The 12,457-nt window shown below is 67.8% G+C and carries 10 protein-coding genes; 1 reads left to right on the top strand and 9 read right to left on the bottom strand.

The window, feature by feature from the left end; genetic code table 11:
* Positions 1 to 35: 35 nt before the first annotated feature.
* Positions 36 to 620: a phosphodiester glycosidase family protein gene (locus LNW71_RS04380; protein ID WP_308294455.1), complete on the bottom strand. Its 585-nt coding sequence runs from the start codon at positions 618 to 620 to the stop codon at positions 36 to 38.
* A 90-nt stretch (positions 621 to 710) separates the two neighbouring features.
* Positions 711 to 1,793 carry a hypothetical protein gene (locus LNW71_RS04385; RefSeq protein ID WP_250967018.1) on the bottom strand — a complete coding sequence of 361 codons (1,083 nt, stop codon included), beginning with the start codon at positions 1,791 to 1,793 and terminating at the stop codon, positions 711 to 713.
* A 369-nt stretch (positions 1,794 to 2,162) separates the two neighbouring features.
* Here LNW71_RS04385 and LNW71_RS04390 point away from each other — a divergent pair, with 369 nt between their 5' ends.
* Complete coding sequence (locus LNW71_RS04390) at positions 2,163 to 3,191, top strand: LCP family protein (RefSeq protein ID WP_374119338.1); 1,029 nt, start codon at positions 2,163 to 2,165, stop codon at positions 3,189 to 3,191.
* 135 nt (positions 3,192 to 3,326) lie between these two features.
* Here LNW71_RS04390 and LNW71_RS04395 read toward each other — a convergent pair whose 3' ends face one another.
* The 7 genes from LNW71_RS04395 to LNW71_RS04425 all read right to left on the bottom strand — a co-directional run bounded on the left by LNW71_RS04395 (position 3,327) and on the right by LNW71_RS04425 (position 12,430).
* A complete protein-coding gene (locus LNW71_RS04395) occupies positions 3,327 to 4,262 on the bottom strand; it encodes a hypothetical protein (RefSeq protein WP_250967020.1) in 936 nt (311 codons plus the stop codon).
* Between the two features lie 103 nt (positions 4,263 to 4,365).
* Positions 4,366 to 4,782 carry a peptidase inhibitor family I36 protein gene (locus LNW71_RS04400; protein ID WP_250967021.1) on the bottom strand — a complete coding sequence of 139 codons (417 nt, stop codon included), beginning with the start codon at positions 4,780 to 4,782 and terminating at the stop codon, positions 4,366 to 4,368.
* A gap of 343 nt (positions 4,783 to 5,125) precedes the next feature.
* A complete protein-coding gene (locus tag LNW71_RS04405) occupies positions 5,126 to 6,631 on the bottom strand; it encodes an amino acid permease (protein WP_250967022.1) in 1,506 nt (501 codons plus the stop codon).
* Positions 6,632 to 6,811: 180 nt separating this feature from the next.
* A complete protein-coding gene (dxs, locus tag LNW71_RS04410; protein WP_374119339.1) occupies positions 6,812 to 8,791 on the bottom strand; it encodes a 1-deoxy-D-xylulose-5-phosphate synthase in 1,980 nt (659 codons plus the stop codon).
* A gap of 257 nt (positions 8,792 to 9,048) precedes the next feature.
* Positions 9,049 to 10,347 carry a sugar ABC transporter permease gene (locus LNW71_RS04415; RefSeq protein ID WP_250967023.1) on the bottom strand — a complete coding sequence of 433 codons (1,299 nt, stop codon included), beginning with the start codon at positions 10,345 to 10,347 and terminating at the stop codon, positions 9,049 to 9,051.
* Positions 10,344 to 11,132, bottom strand: coding sequence for an ATP-binding cassette domain-containing protein (locus LNW71_RS04420; protein WP_250967024.1), 789 nt, complete (start codon positions 11,130 to 11,132; stop codon positions 10,344 to 10,346). Before LNW71_RS04420 ends, LNW71_RS04415 begins: the two co-directional genes overlap by 4 nt.
* 230 nt (positions 11,133 to 11,362) lie before the next feature.
* The gene (locus tag LNW71_RS04425) at positions 11,363 to 12,430 is read right to left on the bottom strand and encodes a sugar ABC transporter substrate-binding protein (RefSeq protein WP_374119340.1); all 1,068 of its coding nucleotides are present in this window, start codon (positions 12,428 to 12,430) and stop codon (positions 11,363 to 11,365) included.
* Positions 12,431 to 12,457 lie beyond the last annotated feature (27 nt).

Here is a 12,457-nt window from a genome sequence, read left to right on the forward strand (position 1 = left end):
CGCATGCTTCGGAGGCTCAGCGGCCTCGGAGCGGCTCAGCGGCCTCGGCGCGGGACGACCACGACAGCGTTGGAGACCTTGCGCTGCCGGGCGTCGTTGGTCCTCCCCGGGTCCGAGGTGCTGTTGCGGACCCGGTCCCGCACCACCATCGTGCTCGACCCGCCGCCGTCGAGGTTCATCGCGTCCTCGGCCCCCAGCGAGACCAGAATCCCCGCCGCCTCCGCGAGGCTCGCGCCCTCGCTGACGCCGGGGCGATCACCGTCGATCACGACGAGTAGCAGCGCTCCGTCCCGGCGAACCCCGGCGGCGGTACGGGGGGACCGCGTCCGAACCGCCGCCTTCGAGACCCCGTTCGTGGTGGCGTTGATCCACGTGCCCCCGGCGCGGACCAGTGCGGGCCCCGCTCCGAGGAACGAGGCGTGGGCGAGGTCCGCCCGCTGCCCTTCGGCGTCCGTCACGCGCGATGCCACGGTGAGGGTCCGGCCGGGCGCTCCGTGTTCGCGCAGCCATGCCGCACCGGTGCCCGTCGCCAAGAGTGCCCGTCCCCCGCGCGGCACCATGCCCCCGAGGGGCTCCGGACCCCGGTGACCCTGGCGCTCCACTGTCGGACTACTCGGCACAGGTCCGATCGAATTCGGCTCCTCGCCGACACCGCGTGTGGTTCTGCGGCCAGTCCCCCACCACCGGCGGCCGACTACTCGCCCGACGGCTCAGAGGACGCGCCACTCGTCCAGGCTCAGCCCCGGACCGCCGGTCTGACGTGCCACCCGCGGGGCCCCGTCCTCGCCGACCACCGCCATCACCACACGGCCCTGCACGTCGTGCGTCAGGACCGGTGTGTGCACGCAGGGCATGCCGGTGTCGGACCACCACACGCCGTTGGACTCGTTCTCCGTCATCCCCACGCCGACCGCCGCCGCGCCGTTCGCCCCTCGGTGAGCGAAGACGGTGCAGTCGAAACCGTCCAGGACCGTGCGGATCACGGCATGCGCTCCCTTGCCCGGAACACCGCCGAGGGGCATGGGTGTGCCGCCGGCCCGGTAGGCGACGACACCGCTACCAGGGTCCGTCCAGTAGTACGTGGCGCGGCCGGCCGACGTCTCGAGGACGGCCAGGGAGCCCGGCCTCACCACGACCGGCGAGCGCCGGACGTCGCCCCAGCCGCCACTTGGCTTCTCCTGCTCCCAGTGCAGCGTCTCCTTGTTCGTCGCCGCGAAGATCTCGAGGCAGCCGGTGCTGAGCGCCGCCACGGCGGGGACCTCCTTGATGCGCGTACAGCGCAGGTCCTCCCAGCCGCGCCATTTGCCGTCCTTCCGCTCGCGCCGCACCATCATGCCGCCGCGACCGTTACGGACGACGACGTTCACCTCGCCCGACTCGTTCACCACGACGACGGGGTCACCGAACCTGCTGCCCACGTCGGGTTCCTTGTGCGGGTTGCCCAGGGAGTTCCAGGCCGAGAGCGGACGCCCCGTCTGGTACTGGATCGCGTGCACGATGTCGACGGTGACGCCGTCCCCGTCGGCCGCGGGCCGTTCACGCCGGCCGGCGAAGTGGACGTACGCCTCGGCGTTCTGTGCCACAGACAGATACGTCAGCTCCGGGAGCGGGACCAGATCGGGGGCATCCCATTCCGGGCCGCCCGGGAGCGTCTCCGTCCAGCGGCGCAGGCCACCCCTGCCGGGGACATAGACGGTGATTCGGCCGTCCTTGCCGCGGGTGAGCCAGATGCCGCGTAGCGCTTGGGCCTCAGAGGCAACCTTCGAGGTCGCGCGGGCATCCTGTCCGACCATGATTCTGCGATTACCTTTCCAGAACTGACATCCGACAACTCGCGCAGCTTTTCGAATCCGTTACATCTTAAGCCCCTGTACGGAAGCGTATTCCGGGGCCGACCGGCCTACGATTCGCGGCCGGTCCCGGCTCCGGCCCATGCCCGAAGTGTCACAGTCCCGCCAGGCTTCATCCGTACACCAGATCGACTGTCTATAGTGCTCATCCCAGGACGACGCGGACCGGCTCCACCCCCCACCCGAGTCCCACCCCCATCACCTACGCCTTGACCGGGCCATAAGTCGTGAGGACTCACTCAGGATGAGCCAAGACGCGATCACCCCTGACCACCCCAGTTCCCCGGACAGCCCCGCCGCGGGCGCAAGCGCGTGCGGACACGGGGCCAGCGAATACGGCGGGCCGTGCTGCTGTCGGTCCTGGTACTCGTCATTGCCGCGGGCGGAACAGCCTACTGGCTCTACAGCCGGCTCGACGGGAACATCAAGGGCGTCGACATCAACAAGGCGCTCGGCGACGACCGTCCCGAGAAGCTCCCCACCAGTGGACAGAACATCCTCGTCATCGGCTCCGACTCCCGCGAAGGCGCGGAGAACAAGGAACTGGGTGGTGGCGGTAACGTCAGCGGAGCACGCTCCGACACCACGATGGTCGTGCACATACCCGAGGGCCGCAGCAAGGCCGTCGCGGTGTCCATACCGCGCGACACGCTGCTGACCCGGCCCGAGTGCACCACCAACAGCGGCGACAAGGTGGCCGCCCAGAACCGCGCCATGATCAACGGCGTCTACTCGCAGTTCGGACCCGCCTGTGTCGTCAAGACGGTGGAGAAGCTGTCCGGCATCCGGATCGACCACTACGTCGAGATCAACTTCGCCGGGTTCAAGGACCTCGTCGACGCCATCGGCGGCGTCACCGTCGACGTCCCCCAGGACATCCACGACAAGTCCTCCGGGCTCGACCTCACCGCCGGTCCCCACAAGCTCAACGGCACCGAGTCCCTCTCCTACGTACGCACCCGCCACGGCATCGGCGACGGCAGCGACCTCGGCCGCATCGGGCTCCAGCAGCAGTTCATGCTCGCTCTGCTCAGCGAGATCAAGTCGCAGAACCTGCTGGGCAGTCCGACCAGCGCGTTCAAGGTCGCCAACTCCGCCACCAAGTCCCTCACCACCGATGAGGGCCTCGCCTCGCTCAAGTCGCTGACGGAGTTCGCCCGCTCGATGAACGGCGTCGACCCGGGCTCGATGGAGACCATCATGCTCCCGGTGGCCTATGACAAGATCGACCCCGCCCGCGTCGTGTCGGCGCAGCCGCAGGCCAACACGCTCTGGAAGGCACTCCGCACGGACTCCACCATTCCGGAGTCCGCCAAGAAGTCCCCTGCCACCGGCGGCTGACCCGCACGTCCGCTCGCGGGCACAGCCTTCGAGCGACCCGCGATCACGGCTGCGGTCTGTGGTGTACGAGAAACCGGTATCCGGTCCGCGTAGGCCACGGCCCGCAGCCGTGATCGCCCTTCTCATTCGACGGTCTCATTCACCGACTACTGCGGCGGCGTTCCTGAACGCGACGTCGATTCCCTTCCGGACCCTCGCCATGCGCTTCGCCTTCGCCTTGATGTCCGCCCGCTGGTACGAGGACTCGACGGAGAACCAGACACCTACGACGTCGTATCGCTGCTTGCACTCGACCTCCGCGACCGCCGTGGCGATTTCGGGAACGGACGGCTCGTCGGTTCTCCAGCGTTGGTCATTGATCGCTTCCAGGGGTGTCGCATAGGAGAACTTCTTCTCCTTCATGCAGGTCGACCATTCAGCGAAGACCTTCTTGACCCGAGGGTCGGCCGCGGACTTCTCGAAGCTCTCGAAATTCACCGCAATGGCAGCCGCGTCATCCTGGATCAGGCCTCCGCCTGCAGTAAGTCTGCGGTCCGAATCGCCCGAACAGCCATCCTTCGGTATGCGAATCCCCCGGTAGCTCTCCTTGGTTCGGGGCGACGCCTTCCCCGAAGAATCGACACTGCCGCCCAGGACGCGCTTCATATCCTTCGACAGAGCTTTCTGGGCGTCCGCTTCTCTCGCTCCCATCCGTGGCTGATCCGGGTGGTATCCGTGCGCGGCGGCGGTCTTCGTATCGGTGGGGCCGTATCGGTTGCTTACCTGACCCGACATCTTCTTGTAGTCCGGGGTGTTCGGCGTGAAGTCGAATCCGAAGCGCTTCATGCACGTGCCGATCAATGCTGAACGAGCACGTTCGACCCGGTCGTTCTCGGTCGGGCTCAGCAAGTAGTCCTCCACCGGAAGTCTGCGGTGGGTGACGTCGCCATCGGCCGATGCGCCGGACGCCCGCGGGGATTCCGCGACGCGTACCGGAACCTCGTGCGCCGACTCTGCGCAGCCGGTGGTGAGCCCCACTACCAGCGCGCACACGAGCGCGGCGGACAGCCGGGCCGATCTGACCGGAACCATGTCCGTCTCCCTTCTCCGAACACAAAGGCAGCGATGCCTCCGCGCCTGTCGGCGCGGAGGCATCGCTGCCATGGGTACCCCGCCAGGGATTTCGGGACAGCCCTTAGTTGACCGGGCAGACGTTGAAGGTGTCGAAGCACTGCGAGGCGTTGTTGTTCTTCAGCGTCGCGTTCAGGTTCGCGCTGGTGTCCCGCTTGATGAGCTGGCTCGGACCACCGAAGTTCGAGTTGTAGTAGATTCTGACGTTGTAGTTGAAGTTGAGGTTCTTCACCGAGGCCGCGTTGTTCTTGACGGCGTATCCATTGCTGAAGGTTCCGCTGTAGTTGTGCACGGAGCTCGTGCTGCCTCTGCTGTCCCCGTACTTGGGTCCGGCGTAGTTGGAGTTGTAGTACAGGCAGGCGTCGACCGTGTCATCACAGGAGCCCTGCCCCGTAGCCGACGCCGGCGAGGCGCCGAGGACTGCACAGGCAATCGCTGCCACGGATATCGCCCCGGCGGTGAGCTTACGCTGGATGTTCATTCCTGCTCCTCAATCGCACTGCATGACGGCGCTCGTGGAGACCGTTTTGCGCGCGCCAAAGAGCGCACGCCCAGTCAAGGACTGCACCAGAAGGCTGATTTGCGGACCAGCGCCCGAAGCTCGGAAAGAGCCGAACGAAGAACAATGGCGAACCCTCCCCCAACGGGCCGCCTTTGGCGAGTGAACGTCTCCACGAGTCGAACGATATTGATCGTTGAAGAATATTATTGACCGGTGCAACCATGCCGTCAAGCATGATTCACTCTTCACAACCCCCTTGCCCCGGTGGCCTGTTGGCCGGCCCCGCGCCCACCGAATGCGGCGGCAGGACCGGCTCTGCCGGTTACTTCGTCGTGCGGTTCACCCGGCTGTGCTTGCGGCCGTAGGCGAAGTAGATGACCACGCCGATGACCATCCAGATGCCGAACCGCAGCCAGGTCTCCGCGGGCAGATTGAGCATCAGCCAGACCGAAGCGGCCACCGAGACGATCGGCAGCAGCGGGACCCACGGCGTGCGGAACGCCCGGTGCAGGTCGGGGCGGGTGCGGCGCAGGACGATGACGCCCAGGGCGACGACCACGAAGGCGAAGAGCGTGCCGATGTTCACCAGCGTCGCGAGCTCGTTGATGCTGGTGACGCCGGCGACGATCGCGATGATCACGCCGAGCAGGATGGTCGGGCGGTACGGGGTGTGGAACCGCGGGTGCGTCTTCGAGAAGAACCGCGGGAGCAGGCCGTCACGGCTCATCGCGAAGAACACCCGGGTCTGGCCGAGCAGCAGGATCATGCAGACCACGGTGAGCCCGACCGCGGCGCCGAAGCTGATGATCCCCGCGTAGAAGGGGTGCCCGACGGCCTTGAACGCGTCGGCGAGCGGGGCGCTCACGGACAGCTCGGTGTAGTGCTGCATGCCGGTGACCACGACCGATACGGCGACGTACAGCACCGTGCAGATCAGGAGCGAGGCCATGATGCCGCGCGGCATGTCGCGCTGCGGGAGCTTGGTCTCCTCGGCGGCCGTGGCCACGACGTCGAAGCCGATGAAGGCGAAGAAGACGACCGAGGCGGCGGTGAAGATGCCCATGACGCCGAAGTTGGTGGGGGCGTAGCCGAAGATCAGCTGGACGAGCGGGGCGTCCAGGCCGGAGCCGGAGGGCTGTGGCTGGGCCTCGGGGATGAAGGGCGAGTAGTTCGCGGTGTCGATGAAGAAGAGCCCCGCGATGATCACGATCAGCACCACGGCGACCTTGATGAAGACCACCACCGTCGTGACCCGTGCGGAGAGCTTCATGCCGAGCACCAGGATGACGGTCAGCACGAGGACCAGGGCGAAGGCCAGGATGTCGAAGCCGAATCCGTCCGCCACATCGGGTCCGGAGAGCACGTCCGGCAGGGCCCAGCCGGCGTTGTCCATCAGCGAGCGGACGTAGCCGGACCAGCCGACCGCCACCACCGCCGTGCCCAGCGCGAACTCCAGCACCAGGTCCCAGCCGATGATCCAGGCGATCAGTTCGCCGAGCGAGGCGTACGAGAACGTGTACGCCGAGCCGGCCACCGGGACGGTGGAGGCGAACTCCGCGTAACAGAGCGCGGCCAGCGCGCAGACGACGCCCGCGACCACGAAGGCGATCGCGGTGGCGGGCCCGGCGGTCTCCTTGGCCACCTTTCCGGTGAGCACGAAGATGCCGGTGCCGATGATGACACCCACGCCGAAGACCGTGAGGTCCATGGCGGAGAGGGACTTCTTGAGGCCGTGCTCCGGCTCCTCGGTGTCACGGATGGACTGTTCGACCGTCTTGGTCCTGAACAGCCCGTCCCGGCTGGGGGGCAGGTCCTGCTGCGTGCTCACCGGCGTACCTCCACGCACTCGTCGTGCACGCCATGATTCGGACCCTGCTCCCCGCAGCACGCGCCGCCGGGCGGGATTTCACGCGAATGGGCCGGTCGGACCACCCGTACAGGGTGGGCGACCGGCCCAATCGGCGTACCCTCGCGTCCCGTCGGTCCGACGGGACGGCTCCGGGATCAGTCAGTCCCTTGCGGGCTCGACCACGGAGCGGCTCTCCGCGTCCGTCTCGTAGCGGCCGTCGAGCTTGGCGACCAGACCGGTGACCTGGCGGGCGATGTCCGGTGCGGTCAGCCCGATCTCGGCCATCACCTCCTTGCGGGAGGCGTGGTCCAGGAAGACCGGCGGGATGCCGAAGTCGCGCAGCGGTACGTCGACGTCGGCGTCGCGCAGCGCCTGGGCGACCGCGGAGCCGACGCCGCCGGCCCGGCTGTTGTCCTCGACGGTGACGACGACGCGGTGCTGCGCGGCGAGCGGGGCCATGGCCTCGTCGACGGGCTTGACCCAGCGCGGGTCCACGACCGTGGTCGAGATGCCCTGCGCGTCGAGCAGGTCGGCGATCTCCAGGCACATCGGGGCGAGTGCGCCGATGGAGACGAGCAGGACGTCGGGCCGGGAGGTGCCGGGCTCGCGGAGCACGTCCATGCCGCCGACCGTGGCGACGGCCTTGACCGACGGGCCGACCGCGCCCTTGGAGAAGCGGACGACCGTCGGGGCGTCGTCGACCGCGACGGCCTCGCGCAGCTGGGCGCGGACCTGGTCGGCGTCGCGCGGGGCGGCGATCCGGAGCGTCGGTACGCACTGCAGGATCGACATGTCCCACATGCCGTTGTGCGAGGCGCCGTCCGTACCGGTGACCCCGGCCCGGTCCAGGACGAAGGTCACGCCGCACTTGTGCAGGGCGACGTCCATCAGGACCTGGTCGAAGGCGCGGTTGAGGAAGGTGGCGTACACCGCGAAGACGGGGTGCAGCCCGCCGGTGGCCAGCCCGGCCGCGGAGACCGCGGCGTGCTGTTCGGCGATACCCACGTCGTAGATCCGGTCCGGGAACGCCTTCTCGAACTTGGTCAGGCCGACCGGCTGGAGCATGGCCGCGGTGATCGCGACGATGTCCTTGCGCTCCTTGCCGAGCTTGACCATCTCCTCGCCGAAGACGGAGGTCCAGTCGAGGCCGGAGGTGGCGACGGGCAGCCCGGTGTCGGGGTGGATCTTGCCGACGGCGTGGAAGCGGTCGGCCTCGTCGAGCAGCGCCGGGGTGTAACCGCGGCCCTTCTCGGTGAGGCAGTGCACGATGACGGGGCCGCCGAAGCGCTTGGCGCGCTGGAGCGCGGACTCCAGTGCCTCCAGGTCGTGGCCGTCGATCGGGCCGACGTACTTCAGGCCGAGGTCCTCGAACATGCCCTGCGGGGCGATGAAGTCCTTCAGGCCCTTCTTGGCGCCGTGCAGCGTCTCGTACAACGGCCTGCCGACGACGGGGGTGCGCTCCAGGATGTCCTTGCCGCGGGCGAGGAAGCGCTCGTAGCCGTCGGTCGTCCGGAGCGTGGCGAGGTGGTTGGCCAGGCCGCCGATCGTCGGGGCGTAGGAGCGCTCGTTGTCGTTGACGACGATGACGAGCGGGCGGTCCTTGGCGGCTGCGATGTTGTTCAGCGCCTCCCAGGCCATGCCGCCGGTCAGCGCGCCGTCACCGATGACCGCGACGACGTGGTCGGGGCGGCCGAGCACCTCGTTGGCCTTGGCGAGGCCGTCGGCCCAGCCGAGCACCGTGGAGGCGTGCGAGTTCTCGATGATGTCGTGCTCGGACTCGGCACGTGAGGGGTAGCCGGAGAGGCCGCCCTTGCTCTTGAGCTTCGAGAAGTCCTGGCGGCCGGTGAGGAGCTTGTGCACATAGCTCTGATGGCCGGTGTCGAAGAGGACCTTGTCCTTCGGCGAGTCGAAGACCCGGTGCAGGGCGATGGTCAGCTCGACCACGCCCAGGTTGGGTCCGAGGTGTCCGCCGGTCTTGGAGACGGCGTCGACGAGGAAGGTCCGGATCTCTTCGGCGAGCTGCTCCAGCTGCTCGGGGGTGAGCCGGTCCAGGTCACGCGGTCCGCCGATGCGGGTCAGCAGATCCCATCCGTCGCCCACCACCGCCCGTGCATGACGCGCTTCGCGCGGCTGTGTCACCGTGCCTCCTTGCGATTGTGCTGGTCGAGCATGCCGATCCGCCGAGTCTAATGTTCCGCCAGGCGCCGCGGGCATCGGGCGGGGGTGTGCTGCCCCACTGCGCCCCCTTCCGCGCCGGTACGCGACAGTGCCCGGCGCCCTGTGAGGGGGCGCCGGGCACTGTCCGGCGTGGCGGTGTCTGCGGGCGCGGCCGGTACTGCGGCCGGCCGGCGTGACTAGGCGTGGCCGGTACTACGGCCTACGGCCGGCCGTAGTGACTAGGCGCGGCCGGCGGACTTCTGGGTCTTGCGGGAGACCGAGTCGATGATCACAGCGATGAGGAGTACTCCACCGGTGATCATGTACTGGATCGCGTTCGACGACAGGTTCATCTGGTTGAGGCCCTGGACGATCGACTGGATGACCAGGATGCCCAGCAGCGCGGACCAGACCTTGCCGCGTCCGCCGAACAGGGACGTACCGCCGATGACGGCTGCGGCGATGCACATCATGAGCTGGTTGCCGCCACCGAGCGAACGGTCGGCGCCGCCGGTCGCGGAGGCCAGGAAGAGACCGCCGACCGCACCGAGCGTGCCGGAGATCATGAACACCGAGATGCGGATCCAGGACACGTTGATACCGGCACGACGCGCTGCCTCGATGCCACCGCCGACCGCGAAGATCTGACGGCCGTAGGTGGTGCGGCGCAGAACGAAGTCGGTGATGACCAGGATCGCGAGGAAGATCACCAGGGAGAGCGGGAGGCCCTGCTCCTGGTTGAACGCGTACGCGGCGAGGAGGCACAGGACGGCGAGCAGCCCGGTGCGCAGGATGACCTCGCTCTGCGGGCGGTGTGGCAGCTCTGCGGCCTTGCGGCGGCGCGAGTCGCGCAGTTGCGCGAGGTAGAAGGCGACGATCACGAACACGGCGAGACCGTAGGCGGCGGCGACGTCGGCGAAGTAGTAGCTGGTCAGGTCGCGGACGAAGCTGCCGAGCGGGGTGGTGATGGTGGACTTGTCGCCCATCACCCAGGTCTGCAGACCGGCCCAGCCCAGGAAGCCTGCCAGCGTCACGACGAACGCGGGCACGCCGATCTTGGCGAAGACGATGCCGTGGAAGGCGCCGATGACCGTGCCGGACAGGATGCCGACCACGATGGCGAGGGAGTCGGGTATGTCCGTGCCGACCACGGCCCAGACCGCACCCGCGAGACCCGCGACGGAACCGACCGCGAGGTCGATCTCGCCGAGCAGCAGGACGAAGACGATGCCCACGGCCATGATGCCGGGGCCCGCCGCGTACAGCGTGATCTGGTCGAGGTTGTACGAGGTGAGGAAGTTGCCGGTCTCGAGCTGGAAGACGATCCCGATGATGATCAGGCCCACCACGACAGGCAGCGAGCCGATCTCGCCCGAGCGGACCTTGCGCTTGAACTCGGTCCAGTAGCCCTTGAAGCCCTGCTCACGGACGAGCAGGCGGGGGTCGACGACCCTGACTGCGCCGGCCGCTGCTGCGGGAGCCTCCGTGGCCTCTGCCTGGGCCGGGATCTCGGCCGAAGTCTTGCTGATCTTGCTCACTTGGATGCCTCCGCGCTGCGGGACTTGCGACGGGTCACGGCGTTGTCCGTGGCGCCCGTGATAGCGGCGATGATTTCTTCGTGGCTGGTCGTCGCCACAGGGAAGATGCCGTTGTTGTGGCCGAGTCGCAGCACGGCGACCTTGTCGGCGACAGCCTTCACGTCGGCCATGTTGTGGCTGATGAGGATGACGCCGAGGTTCTGCTCGCGCAGCCGCTCCACCAGGTCGAGGACCTGCGCGGTCTGCTCGACGCCGAGGGCTGCGGTGGGCTCGTCCAGGATCACGATCTTGGGGTTGCCGACCAGGGCACGGGCGATGGCCACGACCTGACGCTGGCCACCGGAGAGCGCGGCGACCGGGATACGGACGCTGGGGATGCGGATGGAGAGCGTGGACAGGAGGTCCTGAGCCCGCTTCTCCATGGCGACCTCGTCGAGGACGCCGCCCTTCTTGATCTCGCGACCGAGGAAGAGGTTGGCGACGACATCCAGGTTGTCGCAGAGCGCGAGGTCCTGGTAGACGGTGGCGACGCCGAGGTTCTGGGCGTCGTGCGGACGGTTGATGTCCACCTTCTCGCCCTCCCACTCGATGACGCCCTCATCGATGGGGTGCACGCCGGCGATCGTCTTGACCAGCGTGGACTTTCCTGCACCGTTGTCGCCGACCAGGGCGACCACTTCTCCGGCGTGGACTTCGAGATCGACACCGGAGAGGACCTGGACCGCTCCGAATCGCTTGAAGACCCCACGCAACGCCAGCACGGGCGTCTGTGACACGTGAACCATCTCCTTCGCCGCCTGACCGGCGGGGATGTGCCGCCTGACCGGCGGAGACGCCGCGCCACGAGGGGCAGCGTCGACGTACTGGAAGTACTGGGGGAAGAATGTCCGGCACCCGGGCGGCAGCGGGGTGTGGGCCGACCGGGGCCGGACAGTCATGGGGCGGGCGGACTCGGCCGTGCGGCGCGTTCACACCCGCGCGCGCCAGGGCCTGTCGGCCCTGGCGCGAGGAGGGACTACTTGATGCCCAGTGCGGTGCACTTGGAGGCGATGTCCTTGACGCAGATCGCGGAGGCCTTGTAGATGCCGTCCTTGACCACGGTGGACTCGATGTTGTCCTTGTTCACGACGGTCGGCTCGAGCAGCGTGGACGGAACGCCGTCCGTCTTGCCCTGGGCGCCGATGTCCTTGCCCTGGAGCAGGTTGACGGCGAACTGGGCGGCCGCCGGGGCGAGCTGCTTCGGCGACTTGTAGATCGTGAAGGTCTGCGTACCGGCGATGATCCGCTGGATACCGGGGAGCTCGGCGTCCTGGCCACCCACCGGGATGTCCTTGATACCGGCGTTGTCCAGGGACGTGATGATGCCGCCCGCCATGCCGTCGTTGGCGGAGTAGACGGCGTCGATCTTGCCCTTGCCGACCGAGGAGATCGCGGCGGTCATCTTCTCGCCGGCGATCTTCGGGTCCCACTCGCCGGACGCCTCGTAGGCAATCTTGATCTTGCCGTCGAGGGACGCGTGAGCGCCCTTCTTGAACAGGCCGGCGTTCGGGTCCTTCTCGTCACCGTTGATCATGACGAGGTTGGCGCCTGCCGCCTTCGAGCCGAGCGCGTCGAGGACGGCCTGGCCCTGGAGCTTGCCGATCTTCTCGTTGTCGTGGCTGACGTAGGCGTCGGCACCGACGATGGCGCGGTCGTACGCGACGACCTTGACGCCCTTCTTGTGTGCGTCGGCAACCCACGCGGCGGACTTCTCGGCGTCGACCGAGGAGATGGCGATGACCTTGATGCCGTCGGCTATCTGCTGCTCGAACTGCTGCTTCTGCTGGCCGACGTCACCGGCCGCGTTGTTGTAGACAACCTCGCAGTCCGCGCAGTCCTTCTTGACCGCTTCGATGAACAGCGGCTTGTCCAGCGTCTCGTAGCGAGCGGTCTTGTTCTCCGGGAGCAGCAGACCGATCTTGGTCTTGCTGCCCGAGTCCGCCGAGTCCTTCTTGTCGTCGCCGGCCTTGCCACAGGCTGCGAGGGAGACGGCCATGGAAACTGCGGCCGTGCCTATGACGATGCGTCGCGTCATTGCGTTCATTGCGGGTGTGCCTCCCTGACGAGGCCG

Source organism: Streptomyces sp. RKAG290 (genome assembly GCF_023701695.1).
Lineage (GTDB): Bacteria > Actinomycetota > Actinomycetes > Streptomycetales > Streptomycetaceae > Streptomyces.

Coding starts and splice junctions, on each gene's coding strand:
- LNW71_RS04385 (WP_250967018.1), bottom strand. CDS start 1,793: ATGGTCGGACAGGATGCCCGCGCGACCTCGAAGGTTGCCTCTGAGGCC.
- LNW71_RS04395 (WP_250967020.1), bottom strand. CDS start 4,262: ATGGTTCCGGTCAGATCGGCCCGGCTGTCCGCCGCGCTCGTGTGCGCG.
- LNW71_RS04400 (WP_250967021.1), bottom strand. CDS start 4,782: ATGAACATCCAGCGTAAGCTCACCGCCGGGGCGATATCCGTGGCAGCG.
- LNW71_RS04420 (WP_250967024.1), bottom strand. CDS start 11,132: ATGGTTCACGTGTCACAGACGCCCGTGCTGGCGTTGCGTGGGGTCTTC.
- LNW71_RS04425 (WP_374119340.1), bottom strand. CDS start 12,430: ATGAACGCAATGACGCGACGCATCGTCATAGGCACGGCCGCAGTTTCC.